Consider the following 25,287-nt stretch of genomic DNA (forward strand, 5'->3'; position numbering starts at 1 on the left):
TGCGGGGTGCGACTAATGTGTGGCCGGTTTTAGCGGCCGGAATACTAGCTTCCCACAGCGCGCGGGTTCGCGGGGACCGGTCCCGGGGCGGTCTGCGGTCGCGGGCCCTTCGAGTTCGGCCAGCGACAACCGGTAGGCGGCTACCCCGCCGGGCAGCTGCACCGGACCCGCCGAGCCCTGCCGCCGCAGCAGCGCTTCCGCCGCCACAAGGCGCCGATAGCTGGGCTGCTGGCCGCCGACACCGGCAGCGGCCTTGGCGATCACGCGGAACCGGATGGCCGGTGCCAGGGCGCGCAGGGCGTCTTCAGGAAGGCTTGCTTCGGCGCCATTCCACTCCACCAGGGACGCGTAGGTGCTTTCCGCCACATCCTCGAGGTAGTCGGCATCCAGTTGCAGGATAGAGGCGGTGCGCGCCAGGGATTCCGCGACGCCGGGGCCCAGTTTCTCCTCCAGATGCGGGAGGACTTCCACCCGGGTCCGGGAACGGGCGAACGCGGGGTCCGTGTTGGTGGGATCGTGCCAGGGGTCCAGCTCCTCCACCTCGCAGATCTCCTCCGTATCGGCCCGGCGGAGCCCCAGGAAGGGACGGAGCAGCACGGCGCTTCCGGCCCCTGCACGGGTGGGCCGCATGCCGGCGAGTGAACGGGTTCCGGAGCCACGGGCCAGGCCCAGCAGCACCTGCTCGGCCTGGTCATCCAGGGTGTGCCCCAGCAGGATGGCGCCGGCCCCCTGGCCCGCCGCTGCCGCTTCGAGCGCTGCGTGGCGGGCCTCGCGGGCAGCGGCCTCGGGCCCCATGCCGGCGCCTGCCACTGTCACGGTATGGACCTCGACCGGGGCGAGGCCCAGTTCCCGAAGGGCACTGGCGGTGTCAGCCGCCACGCGGCCGGAGCCTTCCTGCAGCTGGTGGTCCACCACCACGGCGCCGACCGTGACGGGATGGCCGTCAATGCTGCCGCGGCGGACGAAGTAGGCGGCGACGGCGGCCAGCGCCATCGAGTCCGGCCCGCCGCTGCAGGCCACCAGGACGTGCGCCGGATAGCCGGCCTGCGCCAGGGCGTCACCCAACATTTTGCGCGCTGCGCCGACGACGGGCGCCAACCGGCCGGGCCGGCGTCGTCCGCTGCGCTGTGCCGCGAAATCCTGCGGCCCGGAAGGCTGCAGCATGGAATCCTGCGGGGCGGAATCTTGCGGTGCGGGCCCGGAGAGCTGGGGCCCGGAAGGCTGTGGTTCGGAATGCGTGGGGGGAAGGTCAGCCAATTACAGCCCCATCCGCTCAAGCCACAGCTTGGCATCGTGGATTTCCGGCTCGGTGGGCAGGTGGTCAGCCGATTCCCAGACCCGGTTGAAGCCCTCCATGCCGGCCACGCCAACCACGGCGCGGACAAAGCGGGCGCCGTCGGAGTACTGCCGCATCTTGGCGTCCAGGCCCAGCAGGCTGCGGATGAACTTCTCCACTACCCCACGGTCCTTGCCGCGGTCGTTGAACCGCTGCCGGATGGTCTTGACGGAAGGGACGATGCTGGCATCCACGGCGTCCATCACCACGTTGGCGTGGCCTTCGAGCAGGCTCATCACGGCCGTGAGGTGCGAGATGGCGGCTTTCTCCTCCGGATCCTGCAGCAGGTCCAGGATGGCGCCGCGGCCGGGGGTGTTTCCGGTGGCGGAACGGTCCTTCAGCGAGCGCGCAGCCGCCGAGGCCCGGTCCATCAGCGAATCCACGTTGCCCAGCAGGTGTCCGCTGAGGTTATCAATCTGGTCCAGCATGTGGTGGCGCAGCCACGGTGCGGCGGCGAACTGGACCCGGTGGGTCTGTTCGTGCAGGCAGACCCACAGCCGGAAGTCCTCGGGCGCCACGTTGAGTTCGCGCTCCACGGAGACGATGTTGGGGGCCACCAGCAGGAGCCGCCCGGCGGCCGGGGCGGAGGAGTTTTCGGCCAGCGCCGCGAACGGATCGTACTGTCCCAGGACCTTGCTGGACAGGAACGCCAGGACGGCGCCCAGCTGGCTGCCGGTGATGGCGCCGCTGACGCTGGCGGCGGAAGGGCTCAACGACCCGCGCCGGTTCTCCAGCATCTTCTGCATGGCCGGCTTCAGCATCACCGCGAACGACTGCGTGTTTGCCTTGGCCCACGATGCCCGGTCCACCACCAGCACCGAGGAGTCACGGAGGTCCCGGGCAGCTTCCAGCCCGGTGATCTCGTGAACATGCGGAACGGAGGCGTCGGCGAGCCTGCGGAGGCTGTCCACGGCTTCGTTGATGGCTGCCGGCTTCAGGTCCGGCCCGGCAGGAGCCAGCCGTGCCGCCGTGGAAGCCGCCAGGTCCCAGTTGATCAGGGAAGCGGCATCAGCAGATGAGATGGGGGCGGACTGGGCTGCAGTGGACTCCATAGGTCCCATCAGAACACAGCGGGCCGGGGATCGTCCTTAAGTTCGCTCACCGGCGAAGCGAAGGCACCGGCGGCCCGCCACTCTCACAGCCGGAGCACAGGAGGGCAAAAGGCCAGGCCTAAGCTGCGGCGACATCGTGGGGGTACACCGCATCAGCGGCCCTTCCCCACAGAAGCGGCCCTGGCCAGCACAGTTCGTGCACCCCAGGGCCGCCCACCCCCCCAGGAGGACACCATGATCCCGTACCGTCCCATCGCTCCCCTGACGGCCGGCCCGAAGAAGGGCTGGAAGGCCGTGGTTGCCGCCGTCCTGGTTGCAGCACTCCTGGGGACCACTGCCCCCATGGCGGTGGCCGCAGAACCGGCAGCCTCGGCCGGCGCTGCATTCAGCGTTACGGATACCAGGGAAGCGCGATGACCTACCGGCAGCCGCACCCTGCGAGCGCCGTTGCCGCACGGTCCAGCGCCACCTTGTTGCCTGCGGCTCCGGGTGTCAGGCCGTTGCCGATGAAGGAGAACACCAGGAGCCGGCCGTCAGCGTCAACGACGTAGCCGCTGAGCGCCAGGACGGTGTTGAGTGTTCCTGTCTTGGCCCGGACCAGCCCCGCCCCCTGGACGGTGGACTCGTCGCCGTACCGGGAATCAAGGGTGCCGGTGAGGCCAGCCACAGGGAAACCGTCCAGGGCGGCCCGGAGCCTGGCATCGGTGCCGGTGGTGATGGCCCGGACCACGTCGGCGAATTGGCCGGCCGAGACCTGGTTGCCCATCGCCAGGCCGCACACATCCACCAGCGTCAGGGCGCCCGCCGCAATCCCCGCCTGGGCCAGCTGGCCGCTGACAGCCGCCGTGGCGCCGTCGTTGCTGCCCGGACCGCCGTCCGCAAGGGACGCCATCCGCCCCATGACCTCGGCCAGGTAGTTGTCTGATTCCTGCAGCAGCAGGTCCACCTGGTCCGCCACCGTGGCTGACTGCACCTCGGCCAGGACGTCGGGCCGTTCGGTTCCGGCAGCCGGGTCAGCCGAGCCCGCATCCGGTGAACGGTCGACGCCGGCCGCCACGGTCAGTCCCGCGGCGGCACCTGCGGCGCGGAGCCGGGCCGCGAATTCCTCCGCGGCGGTCTGCGCGGCGTCCTGCGGGCGTGGTCCCGTTGTCACGGCGGGGTCGTAGCGCGCCGAGTTCATGGCCAGCGGATACACGGGCGCCACTTCGCCTGCGGCAACGTCGCCCTCCTGCCAGGCCGGGTTCAGGGCCGGGCCGGTAAACAGGGAATCGTCCAGCAGGACCCTGATTTCCCCCGTTGCACCACTGGCCTGCAGGGATGCCACTGTCTGGGCCGCGAGGGTGGTGAGGCCGGCGCGGCCCATCACGTCGCCCGGCTTCGATTCACCGGGTCCGAGCAGGACGTCGCCGCCGCCCACCAGCACCACCTGGTTGGCGGCCGGCCCCTCCACCACGCGCGTGGCGAACGTATGGTCCGGGCCCAGGGCGCGCAGGGCGGCCACGGAGGTCAGCAGCTTCATGTTCGACGCCGGCACCCGGCTGTCGGCGCCGCCCCGGTCGAAGAGGACCTGGCCAGTCAGCGCATCCTGCACGATGCCCGTAAAAGTACCGCCGCCGTCGGTCTTTAACAGCGGGTCCACCCGCGCCGACACAACGGCGGGGTCCGGGACCGGGGCGGTGGATTGCAGCGGAGCCAGTCCCTGCGGGGAGGCCAGAGCTGACGGTTCGCGCTGCCAGGGCGGGGCCTCGGGCACAGGCGGGGGAGGCTCGGGGCCGAGGAATCCGGGGGCGACGAGTGCCGCCGCCGGGAGGGCAAGGACCAGCAGGAGTGCCGCGAGCAGGAGGAGGTGCCAGGGTTTTCCGGGGCCGGCGGACCTGCCCGGAAGGCCCAGCGCCGCGGCCTTCAGCGCACGGCGGTGCCACGCTTCCGCGCTGGTGGTTTTGGTCATGCCGGTGCCGGTCCTCCAGTCCTGAAATTTCCCCACAAGTTCCTGATTCCAGGGCCTCTCGCTATATCCTCAATAATAGTCGGCGGCACGGACGCTCCTTTTGTGGACCGTCAAGTGTGCCGCGCACCCCCTGTAATCGCTGAGGAGCATTCCCATGAAGCACGACGTGACCATCGAGATCCCCAAGGGATCACGCGTCAAGTACGAAGTCGACCACGAGACCGGCCGCGTCCGCCTGGACCGCGTCCTCTTCACCTCCATGCAGTACCCCACGCACTACGGTTTCTTCGAGAACACCCTGGGCGAAGACGGCGATCCGCTGGACGCGCTGGTGCTCCTGCAGGACTTCGACCTGCACCCCGGTGTCATCGTTGAATCCCGCCCCATCGGCGTCTTCAACATGACCGACGACGGCGGCGGAGACGCCAAGGTCCTCTGCGTTCCTGTTGACGCGCGCTTCGACCACATCCAGGAAGTCAGCGATGTCAGCGAATTCCTGATCAAGGAAATCGAGCACTTCTTCACCCGTTACAAGGACCTGGAGCCGGGCAAGTGGGTCAAGGCCGAGGGCTGGGGCGACCGCGCCGCTGCCGAAGCCGAGCTGGAAGCCTCCATCAAGCGTTACGTCCCCACCGGACACTAGTCCCCACCGTCTCCCTAGCCTCGCTTCGCTCGGCCAGGGAACCCTGACGGCGTGGGCCCAGTCATACGACCGACGGCGGGTGGCCGGCTTTTCGAAGCCGGCCACCCGCCGTCGTTGTCCCAGGATGGTGTGGCAAGGTGGGGCTGTGAATTCCGAGCCAGCCGTGACGTCCGAGCTTCTGTTCCATCCACCGTGCGGGCCTGTCAGCGGCTGGCGGGACGGCGACGTACTCCGCGCCACGGGTATCCCCTACGCCACGGCGGCCCGCTTCCAGCCTCCTGCTGCTGCGGCGGACTGGACCGAAACCTTCGCCGCTACCTCCCTGGCACCGGCGTGCCCGCAGGGTCCCGTCCCGTTCCTCGACGACGTCTTGGGCACCCGGTACGGCGAACTCCCCGGCAGCGAAGACTGCCAGAACCTGTCCATCACCATGCCCGGTGATCTGAAGCCCGGCGAGAAGCTGCCCGTGATGGTCTGGATCCACGGCGGCTCCTACACCACGGGGTCGGGGGACCTCGCCATCTTCGACCCCGCCCGGCTTGTGGCCGAGAACCGCGTGATCGTGGTGTCGGTGACCTACCGGCTGGGTTTGTTCGGCTTCCTGGCCACCCGCACCGGCCGGCCGGCGAACCTGGGCCTGCTGGACCAGCTGGAGGCGTTCCGATGGGTGCACCGGAACATCGCGGCGTTCGGCGGCGATCCCGGTTGCGTTACGGCATTCGGCCAGTCGGCCGGCGGGGATGCCATCGCCCACCTGATGGCCACCCCAGAAGCGCCGTCGCTGTTCCGCCGTGCCATCATCCAAAGTGCGCCACTGGGGATTGCCCGCGGCCGGGCTCGGATGAACCACGCCATGGGGATCGCCGCGGAATCGGTGACGGAGGAGACCCCGGCCATGGACGTGGTGGACCGGGAGGCGCAGGTGGCGCAGGTATCGCGAAAGTTCGGAATGCTGGCCGCCATGCCGTTCGGCACCCAGTACGGCCACGCCCCGCTGCCTGAGGAGAAGGACATCGCGGCCGCCTGGGACCGGTCTGCGCCGGGCATCGACATCCTGATCGGCCACACCTCGGAGGAAGCGCGGCTGTTCCTCCCCCGGAGTCCGTTCCTGATGCGCCTGCTCAAGATACCGGGAGTGGGGGCGGCCGCGGTGCGCGCCGTCGACTGGGTGGTCACTGAAACCGTCTATGGGTGGGCGTCGCGGAAGTTTGCGCGCCGCCACAAGCGTGCAGGAGGAAGGGCGCACCGTTACCTGCTGAGCTGGCATGCGCCGGACAACCTCTTCGGCGCAGCCCACACCATCGACCTGCCGCTGCTCCTGGGCAACCGGGGAACCTGGGACGGTGTGGGGCTGATCGCCGGCGCTCCGTGGGAGACGGTAGACATGACCGGACGGGCGGTGCGGGCGCTGTGGAGCTCGTTTGCCCGCGGTGACGATCTCGGCGAGGCCGGCGCTGTGGACGATGCGCTGCACTACCGGAGGGTCTGAGTCCGGATGAGGACCCTGGGCGTGGACTTGGCGGCAGCCTCCAAGAAAACCGCTGCCGCCGTCATCGAGTGGGACCTGGATTCCCAAGGAAAGGGCCGCGCCACGCTCGCCCATCTGGCCCTGGATGTGGATGACGAGGCGATTGTGGACCTGTTCGGCACCAGCGACATGACCGGCGTCGACTGCCCTGTCGGCTGGCCGGACGCGCTGATCCCGTTCCTCACCGGGCACCTGGACAACGTCGCGGCCCCGGTGCTCGAACACGACGGCATCGCCGGCCGGCGGCTCCTCGCCTACCGGGACACGGACCGTTTCTGCACCGCCCAGACGGGCCTGATTCCGCTGAGCGTTTCTGCGGACCGGCTGGCTCACCCTGCCATGCGCTGCGCCGTGATCCAGGCGAAGATCGCCGCCCTGCATGGCCCCCAGTCCCGGGATGGCTCCGGCCGGCTGGCCGAGGTGTATCCGGCGGCCTCGCTCAAGATCTGGGGCCTCAACGGCCGCGGCTACAAGGGCCGCGGCAGCACGGAAACCGAACGGCTCGGCGTGCTCCTTGAAGCCCTCCGTGAGCAGGCGCCGTGGCTGGACCTGGCCGGGCACGAGGCCCAGCTTGCGGCCTCGGACGACCTGTTCGACGCCGTCGTCGCCTCGCTGACCGCCCGGGCCGTGGCCCGCCGTCGTACACTCCTCCCCGATGAGGCGCACGCGCGGGCCGCCCGCAGCGAGGGCTGGATCCAGCTGCCCTCGTGCGGACTCAGCGGCCTCCCGGACTGACGTTCCCAGAAAGAGAGAAGAGGGTCAGCCGCCCAACTTCCAGTTCCGGATCTCCTCCGGGTCCTCGCCGTGGGTGCGGGTGTGCCCCCGGGCGCTGTCGCGGCGGTCCTGCAGCTCCTGCCGCAGGAGTGAGTACTTCTCGGCCAGGCCGGGCACCCGGTCCATGGCGTCGATGGCCAGCGTGAAGCGGTCGATCCCGTTGAGCATGGCCATGTCGAACGGGGTGGTGGTGGTTCCCTCCTCCTGGTAGCCGTGCACGTGCAGGCCCTCCTGGTTGGTGCGCTTGTACGCCAGGCGGTGGATCAGCGTGGGGTAGCCGTGATACGCGAAAATGATGGGCTTGTCAGTGGTGAAGATGCCGTCGAAGTCCCTGCCCGGCAACCCGTGCGGGTGTTCGCTCTCGTCCTGCAGGCGCATCAGGTCCACCACGTTGACCACCCGGACCTTCAGCCCCGGGATCCCGTTGCGCAGCAGTTCCGCGGCGGCCACGGTCTCCACGGTGGGGACGTCGCCCGCGCAGGCGAGCACGACGTCGGGCTCCTCGCCCGCCACTTCTGAGCCGGCGAACGTCCAGATTCCCAGGCCGCGGCGGCAGTGGTTGGCGGCGTCCTCCGGTCCCAGCCAGGTGGGCGAGGGCTGCTTTCCGCTGACCACCACGTTCACGCAGTCCGTCGACGCCAGGCAGTGCTCCATGACGGACAGCAGGGTGTTTGCGTCCGGCGGCAGGTACACCCGGATGACCTCCGCCTTCTTGTTCACCGCATGGTCGATGAACCCCGGGTCCTGGTGCGAGAAACCGTTGTGGTCCTGCTGCCAGACGTGCGAGGACAGCAGGTAGTTCAGCGAGGGCACAGGCTGGCGCCACGGCAGCCGGCGGTGCACCTTCAGCCACTTGGCGTGCTGGTTGAACATGGAATCAACAATGTGGATGAAGGCCTCGTAGCAGTTGAAGACGCCGTGCCTGCCGGTGAGGAGGTAGCCTTCCAGCCAGCCCTGGCACAGGTGCTCGCTGAGGACCTCCATCACGCGGCCGGACCGCGCGAGGTGCTCGTCGGCGTCGTCAATCCGGTACTGCCACACCTTGTCGGTGACTTCATAGACGGTCTGCAGCCGGTTCGACGCGGTTTCGTCCGGCCCGAACAGGCGGAAGTTCTCCATGTTCTGCGCGATCACGTCCCGCATCCACGAGCCCAGCGTGATCATGGGGCTCACGCGGTCCGTTCCCGCTGCTTCAACGTCGACGGCGTAGTCCCGGTAGGCGGGCAGCTTCAGGGCGCGCCGCAGCACTCCGCCATTGGCGTGCGGGGTGGCGCTCATCCGGAAGTCCCCGGTGGGGGCTGCCTCGGCGACGTCCGCACGGAGCCGCCCGTCGCCGTCGAACAGTTCTTCCGGACGGTAGGACTGCAGCCACTCCTCCAGCTGCTTGAGGTGTTCGCCGTTGGTGCGGACCTCGGACAGCGGGACCTGGTGCGCCCGCCATGTTCCTTCCACCTGCAGCCCGTCCACGGTCCGCGGACCGGTCCAGCCCTTCGGCGAGCGCAGCACGATCATGGGCCAGCGGTGTCCCGGGTGTTCCCCGGAGGTGTCCTCCCCGGCCCCGGTATGGGCGTTCCCGGCGTTGCGGTGCTCAGCCTGGATGGCGCGGATGTCCGCGAGGCATTGGTCCAGGACCCCGGCGAAGTCCTGGTGCGCCTGCCCGGTATTGCCCGGGTCCTGCACCGTGACGAAGTACGGTTCGTGGCCGTAGCCGCGCAGCAGCTGCTCCAGCTGTTCCTGGGGCATGCGGGCCAGCACCGTGGGGTTGGCGATCTTGTAGCCGTTGAGGTGCAGGATGGGCAGCACGGCGCCGTCCGCCGTCGGGTCCAGGAAGTTGTGCGAGTGCCAGCTGGCCGCCAGCGGCCCGGTTTCGGCCTCGCCGTCGCCGATCACGACCGCGGTCACCAGCTGGGGGTTGTCCAGCACCGAGCCGTAGGCGTGGGCCAGGGAATAGCCGAGCTCGCCGCCCTCGCTGATGGACCCCGGGCTCTCCGGCGCCGCGTGGCTGGGGATACCGCCCGGGTAGGAGAACTGGCGGAAGAGCTCCGCCAGCCCGGCCTCGTCGCTGCCCACGTGGCCGTAGATCTCCGAATAGGTTCCCTCCAGCCAGGCATTGGCCACGACGGCAGGGCCGCCATGGCCGGGACCTGCAATGAAGAGCATCTCGGCAGCGTCGCGGCGGATGACGCGGTTCAGGTGGGCGTATACAAAGTTGAGCCCGGGCGTGGTGCCCCAGTGGCCCAAAAGTCGGGACTTGGTGTCTTCCGGGCTCAGGGGCCGGCGCAGCAGCGGGTTGGAGCGCAGGTAGATCTGGCCGACGGAAAGGTAGTTGGCGGCACGCCACCAGCGGTCCACGAGCTCGAGTTCCTGGCGGCCCATGCTGCCTTGTGCAGCGGTTGCTTGTTCGGTTGCCTGCCCTGCGTTGCCGTTTCCCGTGACTTCATTCCCAGTGCTGCCGGTCATAACCATCCTCACCTTGGGGTTCGCGCCGTGCCCGGCCGTCCCTCCATCGCAACATTTCAGCGGCGCAGGCACAACCACCAACCACTGTCCACATGGGCAGATGTCCCCCTTGTTGCCGGTGCGGGGCAGGGTAGATTGAAGGTGTTTTGGACAGTTCAAATAGTGGGGGAACGGCGTGACCGACGTACACGGCACGGCAGCAACGCAGTCACGCGCGGAAGCAGCCCTGTGGAAAAGCGCCCGCCAGCGGGTCAAGACCCTGAGGAACGGGACCCGGGTGGTGGATTCCACCATCTGGCGGTCCGTCAAAGCCTGGGCCGTGGATTTCGGCATCGTGGCCATCCTGGCAATCACCGTCGCCGTCCTGGTGGGTACCTCCCTGACCGGGACCGCAGGTAAGGCCGCCGGCGCGGCTGCCGCCACCTGGCTCATCGCGCCCTGGCTGTACGGTTTCTGCTGCGCGGGCGGCCGGTCCCTGGGCTCGCTGGCCACGCAGACGGCAGTGGTCCGGATCAGCACGGGCGAAGGACCGGGGTTTTGGCGGGCCGGCTGGGTCATGTTCGCCCGGACCGTCCTGTTCACCGTGATGATCCTTGTGCTGTTCATTAGTACCGCGGAGGGCTCTTCACCTTCCGGCGCCGAGCCGAAGGGACGGCACCTCACCATCGACCGGAGGTTCCCGAAGCTTCCGGCGGGGGCTCCGGAGGTCCCGCCCTATGACCGGCCCGCGGCCGCTTGACCAGCCGTAATACTCCCCCTCGCACATTTCCTACTTACCGGTAGTGTGTACCCAGAATGTTCACGCTGACAATCAACCAGACGGACAGCCGGCGCGACGGTGACCGGGTGCCGCAGTTGCTAAAGGACCTGCGGCACATTCCCGCGCGCCTGGACTTCGACCGCTCGGTCGAGGACGAAGTCCAGGGCATCGTTGAATGCCCTGAACAGGCCGTGGAAGCGGCCCTGGTGGCCCTGCGCAGTGGCCAGTGGTACGTGGGAATCGGCGTCGGGCCGGTCAACGAGCCGCTGCCGAACCAGATCAAGGATGCTTCCGGCCACGGCCTGGTGTACGCACGCCGGGCGGTGGACCGGCTGCGGAACAGCAAGGAGCGCGTTCCGGTGGCCGTCGAAGGGCCCCTTGCGGACATTGCGCACGACGCCGAGGCGGTCCTCCGCCTGCTGGGCCACATCGTCCGGGACCGGTCAGGCGCGGAATGGCGGGTGCTCGACCTGCTGACGCCGGGTGTCCGCGGCCAGCAAAAGGCGGTGGCCCAGGAGCTGGGCATCACCACCCAGGCGGTCAGCAAGGCCGTGGCCCGGGCTCAGTGGAACGAGGAACACGCGGCCAGGCCGGCTGTTGCCCGGCTGCTGGCACTGATCCTTGAGGTGCGGTAGCGGCGCTACTTGGCTGTGGCCGCCATGACGGGCTCGCCGTTGAAGTATTCGAGCTGCCATCCGTCGATGGCGTGGTGGTGCGCCAGGTTCAGTGCGGCGTTGTCCACGCTGGGCAGGGTTTCGCCGATGGCCCGGCTGAGGCTGACGCGCAGAAGGGTGCCGTGGGTGACCACCAGGAGCCGCTGGCCGCTAAACTCCTTGGCGAGCGCTTCCAGGGCGCCGAGGCCGCGGCTGGCAGCTTCGTCCTCGCTCTCGGCCCCCTTGAAGCCGCCCGGGATCCGCAGCGCCTCCAGTTCGGGTCCGGCCTGCATGCCCTCGGCGGGCCCGAAGCTGCGCTCGGTCAGCTCCGGGACGCGCCGGGAGACCGTAAGGCCCAGCCCTTCGGCAATGAGGTCGGCAGTTTCCGCGGCACGGCTCAGCGGCGAGGAGACGATCGCATCCCATTCGTACGGCGAAAGGACGTCAGCGGCGTCACGCGCCTGGCCACGGCCCACCTCGTTCAGCGGAATGTCGGTGGACCCCTGCAGCCGGCGCTCGGCATTCCAGTCGGTCTGTCCGTGGCGGACGAGGGCAAACGTCGTAAGGGTCATGCCTTCCATTCTGCCTTGAGTGGGGACTGGCATCGGAACGTGGCTGGGCACAGCCGGCGGGAACAGGCTGCTTGCAACGAGGGGAACAGCCCGCGCGTACGACGGCGAAACCCGCCCCGGTGCCGTCCGTCAGTTGATTGCCACCACCAGGAAGAGTGCGGCGAGGACAAAGGCGACAGGAGCCATCACCAACCGCTCGGGTTTGCTGCGGGAGATCGCGTTCATGACGACGCCGAGGGCGAAGTATGCCGTCAGAACCCACATGGCCACCGAAGTGAACGCAGCACCGCCCAGCGGATCCGCGAGCCCTGCCTTCCCCAGGGCGACGTATCCGAACACTGCGTAAAGCAGGATGGACACCGCGCTGCCGATGCGCAGGTTCCTGGGGAGGACATCGTGCTGGCCGCCCCACGCGAACCTTCCGAGGGGCCGGCCGGTGATGAGGGCAGCCTGGAACACGGCCAGGGCGGCAAGGATGACGCAGGCGGCGATGGCCGCCGCATGTACCAGGACCATCCCGGCCTACTGCCTAGAGGAGGCTGCGCAGCACGTGCGCCGCGCCGTCGTCGTACACGGAATGGGTGACCTCGTCCGCGATGGCGATGACCTCCTCCGGGGCCTGGCCCATGGCCACCCCCCGGCCGGCCCAGCCGAGCATCTCGATGTCGTTCCTGCCATCGCCCACAGCCACCGTGCGGCTCGGATCGATGCCGAGCTGGAGGCGGAGGTTTTCCAGGGCGCTGGCCTTGGTCACCCCGGCGGCGGCGATGTCCAACCACGCCGTCCAGCCCACCGAGTAGGTGACGCCGGCGAGGCCGATGTGGTCGATGGCCTCGTTGAACTCCTCGGGAGTGTTCTCGGTGCTGAACACCACCACGCGCACGGCCGTGGCCTCGAGCATGGTCTGGAAGTCGACGCCGATGGCCTCGACGCCAAAGCTTGCATCCTGGAACCGCTCGGTGGAGAGGAAGTTGCCATCGGCGTCCTCGAGCGCGTACTTCGCTGAGGGGAGCCGTTCGCGGAGTGCCCGGAGGGCGGGCGCGGGATCGAAGGTGGCCTTGTGGATAATTTCGTAGCCGCCGTCGAGTTCGGGGTGCAGCCGCAGCGTCACGCCGCCGTTGCAGCACACCGCGTAGCCGCGTTCCACGCCGATCTTTTCGATAATGGGCAGCGTGGCGTTCAGGGACCGTCCGGTGGCGATCATCACCTCGTGGCCCGCTTCCACCACGGCCTGCGCGGATTCCCGGACCGCCGGGGACATGTGGCCGTCGTGGTCCACCAGGGTGCCGTCCACATCCAGGGCCACCATCAGTTGCCGGCCGTTGAGGGCGCTGTTGTTGGGTTCTGTGTTTCGCCGGTCATCGTTGCCGGCGACTGAGGTTTCAGTCAGGGTTGTCATTGTTCCAGTGAAACAGACGCCCCCAAACGCCGCTAGGACGCGCGCCACAGGTTTGTTGAACAGCCGGTAAATACTCACAGGTTGTCCACGCTGTGAATGTTTACCCGGGCACCGACCGTTTGGGCCGACAGCCGGGGCCGGGCTCGAATCCTAGGCTTGTTCGCAAATCCTGGCCCTAAGGGCTCTGATACGCGAACAAGCCTAGGAATTTGCGGGCGGCCAGACCCAGGCCCGCGAACAAGCCTAGGAATTTGCGGGCGGCAGCGCCCAAGCCGCCCCGTCAGGTCCTACACCTGCAGCGTCCGCCGGCCAGGTACTGCCGAGATCAGCTCCTGCGTGTACCCGTGTTCCGGCCGCTCCAGCACCGATTCCGTGGTTCCGGCCTCCAGCAGTTCCCCGCCGCGCATCACGGCCACGCGGTCCGAGATCTGCTGCACCACCGCGAGGTCGTGCGAGATGAAGAGGTAGCTCAGTCCGTCCTGCACCTGCAGTTCGGCGAGCAGCGCCAGGATCTGGGCCTGCACGGACACATCCAGCGCGGACACTGCTTCATCCAGCACCACCAGTTCCGGACGCAGTGCCAGGGCGCGGGCAAGGGCCACCCGTTGACGCTGCCCGCCTGACAGTTCTGCGGGATGCCGCCGCCCATAGTCGGCCGGCAGGTGCACCGCGTCCAGCAGCGCGGCCACCCTCGCCCGGCGGTCCGACGGCGTGCCCTCACCAAAGGCGCGCAGCGGTTCGGCCACGCTGTCCGCCACCGTGAAGCGGGGATCCAGAGAGGCGTAAGGGCTCTGGAAAACCACCTGGAAGCGGCGCCGGAGCTGGCGCAGCCGCTCGCCCCGCGCGGCGGTGAGGTCCTCGCCGTCGAACGTCACGGAGCCGCTGGTTGGTTTATCCAGCCGCAGCAGCAACCTGGCCACGGTGCTCTTGCCCGAGCCGCTCTCCCCTACCAGCGCCAGGGTTTCACCGCGCAGGATCTCCAGCGACACGTTGTTGACCGCGGTGAGGGTGCGCGGCCCCTTGGCAGTCCGCGGCAGGTGGAAGACCTTCCGCAGGTTCCGCGCCTCCACCAAGGGACCCTCGAAACTGGCAGTCCGAGGAACGGCCGCAGGAGCTGTGCCGTCCGGCCGGGCTACGCCGGCCACGGTTGGCCGGAGCCGTTTGGGACTCAGCCCTGGTGCGGCGGCGATCAGCTGCCGGGTGTAGGCGTGCCGGGGACTGCCCAGGACCTGCGGCGCTGAACCTGCTTCCACGATCTCGCCCCGGAGCATCACGATGATCCGGTCGGCGCGGTCCGCTGCCACGCCAAGATCGTGCGTGATCAGCAGGACGGCGGTCCCCCGCTCCGCGGTGAGCGCGGCGATGTTGTCCAGGATCTGACGCTGCACGGTGACATCCAGCGCGCTGGTGGGCTCGTCCGCGATCACCAGCCGGGGCCGGGCGGCGAGCGCGGAGGCAATCAGTACCCGCTGGCGCATCCCGCCGGAGAACTGGTGGGGGAATTGCCGGGCCCGGGATTCGGCGTCGTGAATCCCGCTCTCGGCCAGCAGCCCGACCGCGTCCCGGCGGGCGGCCTTCTTCGGTTGCAGCCGGTGGATGGTGAGCGCCTCGGCCACCTGCGCCCCCACGCGCTGCAGCGGATCCAGCGACGCCGTGGGGTCCTGCGGGATCAGCCCGATGTCCCGGCCCCGGACACCTTGCCATTCCTTCCGGGTGAGCCGGGAAAGGTCCGCACCGGCAAAGACCACGGAACCGGAATCCGTGCGGGCGTTACCCGGCAGCAGGTTGATGATGGCGTGCGCGGTGGTGGTCTTGCCGGACCCGGATTCGCCCACGATCGCTACCACTTCTCCGGCGTGGACCTCGAAGCTGACGCCGTGCACGGCTTCCCGGGGCGTGCCGTCCACCAGGTAGCTGACGCGAAGCCCCTCTACCTTCAGGAGCGGTTCGGCAGTTCCGGTGGGCGGGCTGTCCTGAGCAGGGGTAGCCGTCATGTCCTGTTCCTTTCGGGGTCCTGGAAAGCGTGCGAGATGCGGTTGGTGGAAAGGACGACGGCGGCAATCACCAGGCCGGGCAGGGTTACCAGCCACCAGGCAGCCACCAGGTAGTCGCGCCCGCCGGCCACCAGTGAGCCCCACTCGGCGGCCGGCGGCGGGGCGCCGAAGCCGAGGAAGCTCAGGGAGGAGATGGACAGCACGGCCATGCCGAACTCCAGGGCGGACAGCGCCAGCACCGGCCCGGCGGCATTTGGCAGGACATGCCGGAGCAGGATGCCGTGCCAGCGGACACCGGAGGACCGGGCCGCCTCCACGTAGACGGCCGATCCCACGCGGAGCGATTCGGCGCGCATGATGCGGGCGAAGTTGGCCACGCTGGCAATGCCCACCGCGATGGCGATGTTCACCGTGCCGAAGCCCAGCACCGTAATGAGCGCCAGGGACAGCAGGAGGCTGGGGATAGCGAGCAGGACGTCCATGACGCGCATGATGGCGTCGTCCACCCAGCCGCGCAGGAACCCTGCGAGGAGACCCAGCAGTGAACCCGCCACCAGCCCCACCGCTACCGCAACGGCTGTGGCCGCCAGGGACGTGGCGGAACCGTGCACCACCCGGGAGAACAGGTCCCTGCCCAGGCTGTCCGTCCCGAACCAGTGCTCGGCGGACGGCGGTTTGAGCCGGGCCGACGGAACGCCGGTGTCCGGCGGCCAGTGCGTAAAAGCCCCGGGGATCACGGCCCACAGGATCACCACGGCGATGACCAGGACGGCCAGGACCAGTCCGGGGCTTTTGGGCAGGACCCTCGCCGTGCGGGCAAGCCTGGCCACCGCAGACGGTGCTGCCTTACCCGGCACGACGGCGGCGGCCGCGGAGGTCTGTCCGGCGCCGGCCGCCGGTTCCCCTGCCTCCTCCCTCCCGGGGTAAGTCGCGCCAAGTGCGTCCGCTGCCGGTCCCGGGCTGTCCCGGAGAAGTTGCTGCGACATGCTGCCTCCTAGGCGGTGGCCTTGGCCGCGGTGTTGATGCGGGGGTCCACGAGCGGGTAGATCAGGTCAACAACCAGGCTGGTGATGACGAAGATGGCGGCGGCCAGTACCACGAGTGTCTGGACCACCGGGATGTCACGGCTGTTGACGGCCGTGACGGTGAGCCGGCCAATGCCGGTGCGCGAGAAAACCGTTTCGCTGACCACGGCCCCGGCCAGCAGGTTTCCCACCAGGATGCCCAGCATGGTCAGGGTGGGGATGGCCGCGTTGCGCAGGGCGTGGCCGAAGTGGATCAGCGCGTCGCTGGCCCCCTTGGCCCGGATCTGCTCAATGTACGGTTCGCCGAGGGTCTGGTGCAGGCTGCGGATGAGCAGCTGAGCAATCACCGCCGAGGTGGGGATCGCCAGGGTCAGCGCGGGAAGCACCAGGCTCTGGGCGCCGTCGTTCCCCAGTGCAGGAAACAGCCGGAGCCTGAAGGAGAAGAACTGCAGGAGCAGCAGCCCGATCCAGAAAGTCGGCACCGCGATGCCCAGCGGCGGCAGCGAGGCCACCAGCTGGCGGACCCAGCGGTTCCGGCTGAACGAGGCCGCGATGGCCAGCGCACTGCCCAGCAGTACGGCCAGCGCAAACCCGGCCGCCGCAAGCTTGATGGTTTCCGGCAGGACCTCCCCCACTGCCTGCGTGGCGGCCACACCGTTCTTGATGGACACGCCGAAGTCCAGCTGCAGGGCCTTGAACAGCGCTATCACGTACTGCTCGTGCAGCGGCCGGTCCAGCCCGTACTCGCTGCGCAGCTTGGCCACCAGCGCCGGGTCCACCGAGTTCTGTTCGTCCCCGCTGGCCATGATGCTCACGGCGTCCCCCGGGAGGAGGTAGAGGATCAGGAAGGACACGGTGTACGCGGCCCAGAGGACGAACGCCCCCTGCAGCAGCCGCCGGCCGACGTAGCGGATCACTGGGACAGCCAGGCGTCGTAGAAGTCCAGGCGGCTGGAGGCTTCGAACGCCAGGCCGTGGACCTTTTCGTTGGCGGAGATGGTGGTGGACAGTTCGTAGAGCGGGATCGAGTGGGCGTCCGTGATCAGGGTTTCCTGTCCCTGGTCCACCAGTTTCTGGCGGGCGTCCTTGTCCAGTGCTGCGGCCTGCTCGCCCAGGGTGTCGTCCACGGGAAGTTTCTCGCGCAGGTTGCTGCCGCCCCGGGCGGTGGTGGAAGCGAAGACGGTGCGCAGCACGTCCGGGTCGCTGCGGGTCAGGTTGCCGTAGGAGAAGTCGTAGTCTTTGCCGGCCTGCGCGGCGGTGACGTCGGCGATGGTGGTGAACTTCAGCTGAAGGTCCACGCCCACGGCTTTGAGCTGCTGCTGGACCAGTTCCAGGACTTCCTTGGGCGACTGCCAGTAGGTGACCTTGAAGGCGAGCTTCTCGCCGTTCTTTTCCCGGACTCCGTCCGCCCCGGCCTTCCAGCCGGCGTCCTCCAGAAGCTGCTTCGCGCCGTCGGGATCATGGGCCAGCAGCCCGCTGAAGTCCTTGAAGTACGGCGTGGTGTGGGACAGCACGCCCTTGGCGGGCTGGTCCTTTTCGGTCAGGAGAGTGGAGGTGATCTCCTCACGGTTGATGGCCTTGGAGATCGCCTGGCGGACAGCTGTTTCCTTGAGCTTGGGCGTGGACTCGTTCGGGTACAGGTTGTAGACGACGCCGGGGTTGGCCCTGGTTTCGTTCCAGAAACCGTTGCCGTTGAAGAGGGTGATGTCCGCCGCGGAGATGGCCGCCGTCGCGTCGATCTGGCCGGACTGCAGGCTGCCGGTGCGGTTGCCGGCCTCGGGAATGATCTTGAAGGTGACCGTGTCCAGGTAAGCCTCGCCCGTGTTGGTGTTGGTGGCGGCCGGCCAGCTGTAGCCGGCGCGGCGCTCCAGCACCGCTTCCTTGTCCACGGTGTAGCTCTTGACGTTGAACGGGCCGGACCCGGAGAACTTCCCGGCGCAGCGGTCCGCCTCGGACAGGGACGCTGACGACGGCGAAAGCAGTCCCAGCGTGAAGGTGGATGTTGCCTGCAGGAACTGGGCGTTCGGCTTGCTGAAGTCCACCACAACGGTCTGCGGGTCCTTGACGGTGATGGCACTGACGTCACTGAGGTAGGTGGAGCCCAGGCTCGCCTTGGCCCCCAGTGCCTTGATCGCTTCGAAGTTGGTCTTCACGGATGCGGCGTCAATGGCCGTGCCGTCCGCAAAGGTGGCGCCGGTGCGGAGAGTGAACGTGAAGCTGGTGGCATCGCCGTTGGATTCGAACTTCTCCGCCAGCCAGGGCACGATTTCGCCGGATGTCGGGTCCTGCGAGGTCAGCGACGCCACGGTCTGCCGGGCGATCGCGATCGCATCGTTGTTGCCCACCTGCTGCGGATCGATGCAGCCGCGGTCCACGGACAGGGCAAAGTTCAGGTTCCCGCCGGACACCGGGGTGGCGTCGGCGGTTTGCTGCGTGCCGGCGTCGGCCCCGCCTCCGCAGGCCGAGAGCAGCAGGGCTGCGGTTCCAAGGAGGCCGACGACGGCGGCGGGCCGGCGGAAGGGACCGGCGGGCAGGGTGCGGGGCTGGTTCGGGCGGGGCTGGTTGGAGCGGGTCATGCGACGTTTTCGCTTTCGGTCAGGCCGCCGTCCAGGGAGGCGCGGCGGGTCAGCGGGGCGCGGAGGCCCAGGTTTTCGCGGAGGTTGGTGCCTTCGTATTCGGTGCGGTAAACGCCGCGGTCTTGCAGGCGCGGGACGAGTTCGTTGACAATCTCGTCCAGCCCGCCGGGAACGATCCAGGGGGTGATGTTGAAGCCGTCAACGGCGCCGGCGTGGGCGTATTCGGCGAGCTTGTCGGCGATGCCATCGTAGGAACCCACCAGGCCGCGGCCGTTGAGCCGGGAGCGTGCGGCGACGAACTGGCGGATGGACTGGCCCTTGTCCTTGGCCTCCGCGCGCCACTGGGCCGCGAGTTCCTTGGCGCTTGCGCCGTGGAAGGCGTTGCCGCGGGTGGGGTTGGTGACGTCCACGACGGGGTCCGTTTCGGGAAGCGGACCGTCGGGGTCGTAATCGGTGAGGGTCCGGCCCCAGAACTGTTCCAGATACGCGATGGACGTCTCGGGGCCCACCTGCTGTTCGCGGACCCATTGGTGCTTCTCCTCCGCCTCGGCCTCGGTGGCGCCAAGGATGAACTCCTGGCCGGGGAAGATCTTCACGTCGTCGGCGGGTCGGCCAGCCTTGAGGGTGCGCGCCACGATGTCCTCGCGGAACCTTTTGGCGTCCTCGAGCTCGGCGTGCCGGGAGAAGATCACGTCGGCGTTCCGGACGGCGAAGTCCCGCCCGTCCGCCGAGTCGCCGGCCTGGAAGAGCACCGGATGGTGCTGTGAGGAGCGCGGCAGGCGGCCGGTGATGTCGACGTCGAAACTTGCGTCCGTGCGCCGGACGGGTGTGATGCTGCCTTCTTCTAGCCAGCGCCCGGCATCCCGGGACCCGGCGATTGCGCCGTCGGCCCAGGAATCCCAGATCGCTTTGGCTGTCTGGACGAAGGCCTCGGCCCGGATGTAGCGGTCCTCGTGCTTGAGGAACCCGCCGCGCCGGAAGTTGGCACCGGTCCAGGCGTTGTCCGTGGTGACGATGTTCCAGGCCGCCCGCCCGCCGGAGAGCAGGTCCAGGCTGGCCAGGCGGTGCGCCAGGTCTGCGGGATCGTTGTAGGTGGTGTTCTGGGTGGCCACCAGGCCGATGTTGGTGGTGACGGCGGCCAGGGCCGCGAGGGCTGTCTGGGCATCGGGGCGGCCGGCGACGTCGAGGTCGTGGATGCGGCCCAGGTGCTCGCGCAGGCGCAGTCCCTCGCCGAGGAAGAACGCGGAGAAGAGGCCGCGCTCCGCCGTCTGGGCCACCCGGCGGAAGGATTCGAAGTCCGTTTGGGACCCGCTCTCCGGAGTCTTCCAGACGGTGGTGTGGTTGACGCCCTGGAAGAAGACGCCGAACTGGATCTGGCCGTTGCCGGCGGGGCGGTGGTGGGTGCTCATGATGCTCTCTTTCAGGCCGCGGCGTAGCGGTTGGCGGGGCGGGGAAGGCCGAAGGTTTCGCGGAGGGTGGTTCCGGTGCGCGGTGCGGCCACACCGGCACGGCGCAGTTCCGGCAGCACCTGGGCGGCCAGTTCGGGCAGGTCAACGTCCAGGACGGCGGGGTGGAGCCGGACGCCGTCGGCTGCCCGGAACAGCTCGACCAGCAGCTCGACGAGCCCTGCCGCACTGCCGACGTACCTGGCGCCGCCCTGCCAGGGTTCGTACGCATCAAGCTCCGCGAGGCGCTCCGCCGCGGCCTGGCCACGGGAGTCGAGGACGACGTCGAGCTCCACCAGGGTGCGCGGGGTTCCGGCCGCTGCTGCCGCAGTCGCCGCGGCCGCCAGTCCGTCAACGGAACCGGCGGCGGCGAGCGCCACATCCGCTTCGACGGCGGGGATCAGGTCCGCCGGTGCGAAGACCACCAGCTGGCCCTGCAGCGGGCGGGGAATGATGGACGGGCCCTTCACGGAGAATCTGTCACCGTCAAAGTCGGCGTAGTGGAGCTTATCCCGGTCCAGGTAACGGCCGGTGGCTGCGTCCCGGATGACAGCGCCGTCCTCCCAGGAATCCCAGAGCCGGCGGCCGGCCTCCACCACGTCCGCTGCCTCGGCCAGGACATCGGCTTCGGCGAGTGCCTCGCGGCCCACGGACTGTGCCTCGGCGGGTTCGTTGGCGGCGCTGACCAGCCAGCCGGCCCGGCCGTGGGAGGAGTAGTCCAGGCTGGCCAACTGCGTGGCCACATGGAACGGCTCGGTAAACAGCGTTCCCGCTTCGGGAACCAGGCCGAGGGAGCGGGTCAGCGGAGCCGCGAAGGCCGCGCGCTGCACGGCGTCGATCCGGCCCGCGATGCCGGTGCTGCCGGCATCCAGTACGCGGGAATCGCGGAAGGTGGCCAGGTGGAAGCCTGCGATGTCCGCGGCCTGCACGGTTTCCCGTATCCGGCCGCCGCCCAGCAGGGCGCCGGGAAGGTGGGCGGCGCGGCGCCACGCAGCCGGGTGGGCGCCGTCGCCATCGAGCTCGAGCGCCACTATTTTGGAGCGCAGTTCAGGTACAGGTGTTGAAGCCATGGTTTCCTTCTTCAGGGCCGCAGGGCGGCCGGGACGACATTCACTTGCCGCGGGGCGGCCAGGTCTGTTTCCGGAGCACCCCGCCACAAAATGCCTGAGGGTTGCCGCAGCACCAGCCGGTCCTTGGCGTGCTGACTCTTGACCTATGGCTTGAATGTAGGAGCCGGTCCAATGCGTTGACAAACGCGGTTGTCGCGCGGCGTCAACGCAGGAAATCCCGCGTCAAACAGCGGTTTTTGGCGTCATCTGGGCTCTTCGGCCCACACCCGGAAGCGGGCTCCGTGACGGCCTGTTTCCCCGGGTTTAGCCCGGTGACAGGGCCGCTTGGGACCGGGTGGGCAGGCTCGTAGGGTCATGCCATGCCTACCGCTTCCGCTGTCCCCCTGTCAGTACTCGATCTCAGTCCAGTCCCTGCCGGGCAGTCGGCCGGTAACGCGCTGCGCAACAGCATTGACCTTGCTGTAGCGGCCGAGGGCCTTGGCTACCACCGCTTCTGGCTGGCCGAGCACCACCTGAACCCCGGCGTCGCCGGTTCCGCCCCGCACGTGCTCTCCGCCCTGGTTGCCGCGGCTACCCGGACCATCCGCGTGGGCACGGCCGCCACCATCCTGGGTAACTACCGGCCGCTGCAGGTGGCGGAGAACATCGGCACGCTCGCGGCCGTGTACCCGGAACGGTTGGATTTGGGGTTCGGACGGTCAGGGCAGCCCAGCATGCCGGCCGCGGATTCGACGGGTGCAGGACGGACGACGGCGGAGCCCGCCTCCGCCGTTTACGGCTCCGGCGCGGGTGCGGGCGGTGCTGGTGCTGGTGCGGACGGCACCGCGCTTCATGCGGGCTCAGCCGGCGCGGGCGCTCCGGCGCAACCGGACGAGGGAGCCCGGGTGGTGGACGGGCTCCTGGTCCCGGCGGCCCGGCGGCTCTTCAATTCCGTCCTCCCGCGGAAGTTCCGCCTCCAGGCCGAACTCCTGGGCCGCGAACCCGGCGACGCGGACAACTTCGAAAGCGACGTCCAGGACGTGATCGGGTTCTTCACCGGCGGCTTCCGGACCCGGCACGGCGAGGAAATCACTGTCACTCCGGCGCGGGGCACCACGCCCCAGTTCTGGATCCATGGTTCAACGGCCGGTCCCAGCGCCCGCCTGGCCGGGAAGCTCGGCCTGCCGTTCGGGGCGAACTACCACGTCTCCCCCGCCACCGTGCTGGATTCGGTGGCCGAGTACCGGGCCCATTTCAAGCCGTCGGCCGCGCTGGCGGAGCCATACGTCACCGTCTCCGCGGACGTCCTGGTGGCCGATGACGGGCAGACCGCCCGCACCCTTGGTGCCGGTTATGCCGCCTGGGTGCACAGCATCCGCACCGGCCACGGCGCCATCCCCTACCCCGCACCCAGTGACGGCGGCCGCCTGGATGCGCAGGCAGCCGCACCCGAAACCGGGGCTCCGGACCTCATCCGGGACCGGGTGGAAACGCGGTTCGTGGGCGGCGCGGCGCAGGTGGCGGACCAATTACGCGACCTGCAGCACGCCACGGGCGCCCAGGAACTGTTGATCACCACCATCGCCCACAACCACCGGCACCGCGTGCGCTCCTACGAACTGCTGGCTGCCGAGTGGGGCCTGGCCTGAAGTTTGTCCCATCACCATCCACACACGAGAAGGAAAAGTCATGACCACTGAAACCGAAACAGACACGCAGCTCGTCACGGCCGCAGAAGCCGCCCAACTGATTGCCGGCGGTGCATTGCTGGTTGACGTCCGCAGCGACGCCGGACGCAACAGCACCGGGGCAGTCCCGGGAGCACTGGTGGTGGACCGCGGGCGCGTGGAGGAGGATTTCGGCCCCGGTTCGGACAAACGCCTGGCGCAGGTTGAGGGCACGGACCAGAAGATCGTGGTGTTCTGCGGCTCCGTGAACGGCTCCGGCCCGGTTGCACGGAAACTTGAGCTGCTCGGTTACGCCAACGCGGTGCACGTTGACGGCGGTTTCCCCGCCCTGCGCGACGCCGGTGTACCGACCACCGGGCCCGTCGACACCGCTAGCTAGGCGTCCGCCGATTCCCTGGGCCGGGGAACCTGGCCCGGCACCGATCCCGGCACCGACAGGCGCCACCCGCCAAAGAACCTAGTCACTAGAAACTCAGTCGATAGGAACTGAGTCGACGGGAACTGAGCCGCGGGACACCGACGTGGCAGGCAGCGGTGCGCCGGGCACTGCGGCGCGGGCCGTCGTCGTACTTTCCTTTCCGGAGCGTGCGACGGCGGCCCTCGCCTTGCGTGCCGCCACAGCGATCCGCCCGGCGTCCGCCCCTCCGGCCAGCAGTGCGGCGGCCAGCAAGGCGCAACACAGCAGGATTCCCTGGTGGAAGGCCTCCCGGGCATTGCCACCGGAGGCACCCTCGCCTAGGAACATGCCAGCGGCCGCGGCGGAGCAGAGTGCGGCGGAGAAGCGCTGGCTGAGTTGGTAGAACCCCGCAGCCACGCCGGCCGCCCCTTGCGGGGCATGGGCCAGCGTGAGCGTTTGGTTGGGCGCCACCACCAGTCCTGTGGCCACGCCCTGCAAGAGCCCCACCCCGGCGACGATGGCTGCGGCAGCACCGGCGTCGAACCCCTGGACCGCCCAGTCCTTTGCCGGGAGGCAGGCCAGCCCCGCGGCGATGGCGGCCACGATTCCCGTCCTGCCGTACCGCGCAACGAACCTCCAGCTGAGGCTGGAGGCCAGCAGCATTCCGGCGGCCTGCGGTGCCAGGATCGCAGCAGCTGCCAGCGGCGGCAGGCCCGTTCCGGTCAGGAAGTACAGGGAGGTCACGGCCGCCATGGCCGCTCCGACGCCGAACTGGCACAGTGCCACCACCGTGCCCAGGAGATACCCGGGCGACCTCACCAGGGCCGGGCTGAGCAGCGGCGTGCGGCCGCGCCGGTGATAGAAAAACTCCCATCCCGCGAAGGCAAGTACTGCAACGGCACCCAGCGCTGCCCACAGGACTGCCACCGGGCCCGGACCGTAAATGGTGGGCACCAGCGATGCCACCACCACAGCACCCAGGAGCACTGCCCCGGGGACATCCACGGCGGAGCGGCGCGGTCCAGCCTCGCTTGAGCCGTGGACGCGGCTGGGGCTGTCTGAGCGGGCGGCGTCCGTGCCGTGGCTGCCTGTGCTTCCTGACCTGGCTTGGCCGGGCTGCGGCGTCGCCCGCGGAAGATAGACCAGGGCCAGCGGCACCAGGACCAGCACGAGCGGGACGTTGACCAGGAACAACAGCCGCCAGCTCAGGGCGGGATCGCCGGCGGACAGAATGATGCCGCCCACCACGGGGCCGCAGACGGCTGCCGTGCCACCGGCGGCCGCGTAGTAGCCCAGGGCCTTGGCCCGTCCGGAGCCGGTAAAGATGTCCTGGAGGAGGCCCAGCACCTGGGGATTCAGCGTGCCGGCACCCAGTCCCTGCAGCAGGCGGGCGGCGATGACGACGGCGGGATCCGATGCGAGTCCGCCGAGGAGGCTGAAGGCGCCGAACACGGCAATGCCGGCGATGAACAGTTTCCGGCGGCCCAGCAGGTCACCCAGCCGCCCGGCCGGGACCAGCGCGACGCCGAAGGCCAGGGAATAGCTGGCAAGGATCCACTGCACCTGCCCGCTGTCCGCGTGCAGGCCGGCTGCCATGGCAGGGACGGCCAGCACGAAGACCGATTGATCGAGCAGGCTCACGAACCCGGCGCCGAGGCACAGCCACAGCGCGGCCCGCGGTGACGGCGTGCCCCTGGTCAGTGGAGTGCTTGCCCCTGCGATTCGGCCCATATCGGGACCCTAAGCCCGGGCAGCAGGGCACTCCTCATCCGGCGTCGGAGCGTTAATCCCGGTGAAGTCCGGTTACCTGAGGCTTCCGTGAGGGGTCCTTGTGTGACAGGTCCCGTGACGCCGGCCGGGTGGGCGGAGCCGCAATTGCACATCGGGCGACATGCTGGGAAACGCGGCTCAAAACAGTTTGGGACGCGCCGCTGCGCGGTCCTACCGTGGCCGCATGACAGCCCTCCGCAGCACCCCCGCAGTCCATCC

22 protein-coding genes and 1 riboswitch are annotated in these 25,287 nt (G+C 69.0%); of the genes, 8 read left to right on the forward strand and 14 right to left on the reverse strand.

Annotation, left to right across the window (positions count from 1 at the left end; translation table 11 throughout):
• Positions 1–12: 12 nt before the first annotated feature.
• Together tilS and AC1DBN_RS13640 are read right to left on the reverse strand one after the other, a co-directional pair.
• Entirely contained in the window at positions 13–1,068 is a 1,056-nt protein-coding gene (gene tilS / locus AC1DBN_RS13635) for a tRNA lysidine(34) synthetase TilS (protein ID WP_477723490.1), read from the reverse strand.
• 189 nt (positions 1,069–1,257) lie between these two features.
• Positions 1,258–2,388 carry a zinc-dependent metalloprotease gene (locus AC1DBN_RS13640; protein WP_477723449.1) on the reverse strand — a complete coding sequence of 377 codons (1,131 nt, stop codon included), beginning with the start codon at positions 2,386–2,388 and terminating at the stop codon, positions 1,258–1,260.
• A gap of 234 nt (positions 2,389–2,622) precedes the next feature.
• Here AC1DBN_RS13640 and AC1DBN_RS13645 point away from each other — a divergent pair, with 234 nt between their 5' ends.
• Positions 2,623–2,805 carry a hypothetical protein gene (locus AC1DBN_RS13645; protein ID WP_477723450.1) on the forward strand — a complete coding sequence of 61 codons (183 nt, stop codon included), beginning with the start codon at positions 2,623–2,625 and terminating at the stop codon, positions 2,803–2,805.
• A 1-nt stretch (position 2,806) separates the two neighbouring features.
• Here AC1DBN_RS13645 and dacB read toward each other — a convergent pair whose 3' ends face one another.
• Complete coding sequence (dacB, locus tag AC1DBN_RS13650) at positions 2,807–4,336, reverse strand: D-alanyl-D-alanine carboxypeptidase/D-alanyl-D-alanine endopeptidase (RefSeq protein ID WP_477723451.1); 1,530 nt, start codon at positions 4,334–4,336, stop codon at positions 2,807–2,809.
• A 154-nt stretch (positions 4,337–4,490) separates the two neighbouring features.
• On the opposite strand from dacB, the gene AC1DBN_RS13655 reads away from it, so the two are divergent.
• The 3 genes from AC1DBN_RS13655 (at position 4,491) to AC1DBN_RS13665 (ending at position 7,242) form a co-directional block, all read left to right on the forward strand.
• Positions 4,491–4,979, forward strand: coding sequence for an inorganic diphosphatase (locus AC1DBN_RS13655; protein ID WP_015935533.1), 489 nt, complete (start codon positions 4,491–4,493; stop codon positions 4,977–4,979).
• A gap of 145 nt (positions 4,980–5,124) precedes the next feature.
• Entirely contained in the window at positions 5,125–6,468 is a 1,344-nt protein-coding gene (locus tag AC1DBN_RS13660) for a carboxylesterase family protein (RefSeq protein ID WP_477723452.1), read from the forward strand.
• Between the two features lie 6 nt (positions 6,469–6,474).
• Positions 6,475–7,242 carry a DUF429 domain-containing protein gene (locus AC1DBN_RS13665; RefSeq protein WP_477723453.1) on the forward strand — a complete coding sequence of 256 codons (768 nt, stop codon included), beginning with the start codon at positions 6,475–6,477 and terminating at the stop codon, positions 7,240–7,242.
• 24 nt (positions 7,243–7,266) lie between these two features.
• Here the strand turns inward: AC1DBN_RS13665 and AC1DBN_RS13670 are convergent, their stop codons facing one another.
• The gene (locus AC1DBN_RS13670) at positions 7,267–9,741 is read right to left on the reverse strand and encodes a phosphoketolase family protein (RefSeq protein WP_477723454.1); all 2,475 of its coding nucleotides are present in this window, start codon (positions 9,739–9,741) and stop codon (positions 7,267–7,269) included.
• A gap of 175 nt (positions 9,742–9,916) precedes the next feature.
• On the opposite strand from AC1DBN_RS13670, the gene AC1DBN_RS13675 reads away from it, so the two are divergent.
• Positions 9,917–10,480: a hypothetical protein gene (locus AC1DBN_RS13675; protein WP_477723455.1), complete on the forward strand. Its 564-nt coding sequence runs from the start codon at positions 9,917–9,919 to the stop codon at positions 10,478–10,480.
• 56 nt (positions 10,481–10,536) lie between these two features.
• Positions 10,537–11,136 (forward strand): hypothetical protein, encoded by a 600-nt coding sequence (locus AC1DBN_RS13680; RefSeq protein WP_477723456.1) that lies wholly within the window; start codon positions 10,537–10,539, stop codon positions 11,134–11,136.
• A 5-nt stretch (positions 11,137–11,141) separates the two neighbouring features.
• Here AC1DBN_RS13680 and AC1DBN_RS13685 read toward each other — a convergent pair whose 3' ends face one another.
• The 9 genes from AC1DBN_RS13685 to AC1DBN_RS13725 form a co-directional block, all read right to left on the reverse strand.
• A complete protein-coding gene (locus AC1DBN_RS13685; protein WP_314212178.1) occupies positions 11,142–11,726 on the reverse strand; it encodes a histidine phosphatase family protein in 585 nt (194 codons plus the stop codon).
• A gap of 129 nt (positions 11,727–11,855) precedes the next feature.
• Positions 11,856–12,242 carry a hypothetical protein gene (locus AC1DBN_RS13690; RefSeq protein ID WP_314212182.1) on the reverse strand — a complete coding sequence of 129 codons (387 nt, stop codon included), beginning with the start codon at positions 12,240–12,242 and terminating at the stop codon, positions 11,856–11,858.
• 13 nt (positions 12,243–12,255) lie between these two features.
• The gene (locus tag AC1DBN_RS13695; protein WP_091717395.1) at positions 12,256–13,125 is read right to left on the reverse strand and encodes an HAD family hydrolase; all 870 of its coding nucleotides are present in this window, start codon (positions 13,123–13,125) and stop codon (positions 12,256–12,258) included.
• A gap of 287 nt (positions 13,126–13,412) precedes the next feature.
• Positions 13,413–15,119, reverse strand: a complete 1,707-nt coding sequence (locus AC1DBN_RS13700) for a dipeptide ABC transporter ATP-binding protein (RefSeq protein ID WP_477723457.1) — start codon at positions 15,117–15,119, stop codon at positions 13,413–13,415.
• Positions 15,116–16,105, reverse strand: coding sequence for an ABC transporter permease (locus tag AC1DBN_RS13705; RefSeq protein ID WP_091717391.1), 990 nt, complete (start codon positions 16,103–16,105; stop codon positions 15,116–15,118). The genes AC1DBN_RS13700 and AC1DBN_RS13705 overlap by 4 nt, the downstream gene beginning before the upstream one ends.
• A gap of 8 nt (positions 16,106–16,113) precedes the next feature.
• Complete coding sequence (locus AC1DBN_RS13710; RefSeq protein ID WP_091717389.1) at positions 16,114–17,061, reverse strand: ABC transporter permease; 948 nt, start codon at positions 17,059–17,061, stop codon at positions 16,114–16,116.
• Complete coding sequence (locus tag AC1DBN_RS13715) at positions 17,058–18,719, reverse strand: ABC transporter substrate-binding protein (RefSeq protein ID WP_091717387.1); 1,662 nt, start codon at positions 18,717–18,719, stop codon at positions 17,058–17,060. The genes AC1DBN_RS13710 and AC1DBN_RS13715 overlap by 4 nt, the downstream gene beginning before the upstream one ends.
• Positions 18,716–20,128: an NtaA/DmoA family FMN-dependent monooxygenase gene (locus AC1DBN_RS13720; RefSeq protein ID WP_091717385.1), complete on the reverse strand. Its 1,413-nt coding sequence runs from the start codon at positions 20,126–20,128 to the stop codon at positions 18,716–18,718. The genes AC1DBN_RS13715 and AC1DBN_RS13720 overlap by 4 nt, the downstream gene beginning before the upstream one ends.
• Before the next feature lie 11 nt (positions 20,129–20,139).
• Complete coding sequence (locus AC1DBN_RS13725) at positions 20,140–21,234, reverse strand: LLM class flavin-dependent oxidoreductase (RefSeq protein WP_091717372.1); 1,095 nt, start codon at positions 21,232–21,234, stop codon at positions 20,140–20,142.
• A gap of 35 nt (positions 21,235–21,269) precedes the next feature.
• Positions 21,270–21,378, reverse strand: a riboswitch (SAM riboswitch).
• A gap of 215 nt (positions 21,379–21,593) precedes the next feature.
• Between AC1DBN_RS13725 and AC1DBN_RS13730 the strand changes: the two genes are divergently transcribed.
• Positions 21,594–22,862, forward strand: coding sequence for an LLM class flavin-dependent oxidoreductase (locus tag AC1DBN_RS13730; protein ID WP_477723458.1), 1,269 nt, complete (start codon positions 21,594–21,596; stop codon positions 22,860–22,862).
• 40 nt (positions 22,863–22,902) lie between these two features.
• On the forward strand, positions 22,903–23,280 hold the full coding sequence (locus tag AC1DBN_RS13735) for a rhodanese-like domain-containing protein (protein WP_091717368.1): 378 nt from the start codon (positions 22,903–22,905) through the stop codon (positions 23,278–23,280).
• Positions 23,281–23,373: 93 nt separating this feature from the next.
• Here AC1DBN_RS13735 and AC1DBN_RS13740 read toward each other — a convergent pair whose 3' ends face one another.
• Positions 23,374–25,029 (reverse strand): MFS transporter, encoded by a 1,656-nt coding sequence (locus tag AC1DBN_RS13740; RefSeq protein ID WP_477723459.1) that lies wholly within the window; start codon positions 25,027–25,029, stop codon positions 23,374–23,376.
• Positions 25,030–25,287 lie beyond the last annotated feature (258 nt).

This window comes from Pseudarthrobacter sp. 10T415 (genome assembly GCF_056394175.1).

Coding starts and splice junctions, on each gene's coding strand:
- tilS (WP_477723490.1), bottom strand. CDS start 1,068: ATGTTGGGTGACGCCCTGGCGCAGGCCGGCTATCCGGCGCACGTCCTG.
- AC1DBN_RS13640 (WP_477723449.1), bottom strand. CDS start 2,388: ATGGAGTCCACTGCAGCCCAGTCCGCCCCCATCTCATCTGCTGATGCC.
- AC1DBN_RS13645 (WP_477723450.1), top strand. CDS start 2,623: ATGATCCCGTACCGTCCCATCGCTCCCCTGACGGCCGGCCCGAAGAAG.
- dacB (WP_477723451.1), bottom strand. CDS start 4,336: ATGACCAAAACCACCAGCGCGGAAGCGTGGCACCGCCGTGCGCTGAAG.
- AC1DBN_RS13655 (WP_015935533.1), top strand. CDS start 4,491: ATGAAGCACGACGTGACCATCGAGATCCCCAAGGGATCACGCGTCAAG.
- AC1DBN_RS13665 (WP_477723453.1), top strand. CDS start 6,475: ATGAGGACCCTGGGCGTGGACTTGGCGGCAGCCTCCAAGAAAACCGCT.
- AC1DBN_RS13670 (WP_477723454.1), bottom strand. CDS start 9,741: ATGACCGGCAGCACTGGGAATGAAGTCACGGGAAACGGCAACGCAGGG.
- AC1DBN_RS13680 (WP_477723456.1), top strand. CDS start 10,537: ATGTTCACGCTGACAATCAACCAGACGGACAGCCGGCGCGACGGTGAC.
- AC1DBN_RS13685 (WP_314212178.1), bottom strand. CDS start 11,726: ATGACCCTTACGACGTTTGCCCTCGTCCGCCACGGACAGACCGACTGG.
- AC1DBN_RS13690 (WP_314212182.1), bottom strand. CDS start 12,242: ATGGTCCTGGTACATGCGGCGGCCATCGCCGCCTGCGTCATCCTTGCC.
- AC1DBN_RS13695 (WP_091717395.1), bottom strand. CDS start 13,125: ATGACAACCCTGACTGAAACCTCAGTCGCCGGCAACGATGACCGGCGA.
- AC1DBN_RS13700 (WP_477723457.1), bottom strand. CDS start 15,119: ATGACGGCTACCCCTGCTCAGGACAGCCCGCCCACCGGAACTGCCGAA.
- AC1DBN_RS13705 (WP_091717391.1), bottom strand. CDS start 16,105: ATGTCGCAGCAACTTCTCCGGGACAGCCCGGGACCGGCAGCGGACGCA.
- AC1DBN_RS13715 (WP_091717387.1), bottom strand. CDS start 18,719: ATGACCCGCTCCAACCAGCCCCGCCCGAACCAGCCCCGCACCCTGCCC.
- AC1DBN_RS13720 (WP_091717385.1), bottom strand. CDS start 20,128: ATGAGCACCCACCACCGCCCCGCCGGCAACGGCCAGATCCAGTTCGGC.
- AC1DBN_RS13725 (WP_091717372.1), bottom strand. CDS start 21,234: ATGGCTTCAACACCTGTACCTGAACTGCGCTCCAAAATAGTGGCGCTC.
- AC1DBN_RS13730 (WP_477723458.1), top strand. CDS start 21,594: ATGCCTACCGCTTCCGCTGTCCCCCTGTCAGTACTCGATCTCAGTCCA.
- AC1DBN_RS13735 (WP_091717368.1), top strand. CDS start 22,903: ATGACCACTGAAACCGAAACAGACACGCAGCTCGTCACGGCCGCAGAA.
- AC1DBN_RS13740 (WP_477723459.1), bottom strand. CDS start 25,029: ATGGGCCGAATCGCAGGGGCAAGCACTCCACTGACCAGGGGCACGCCG.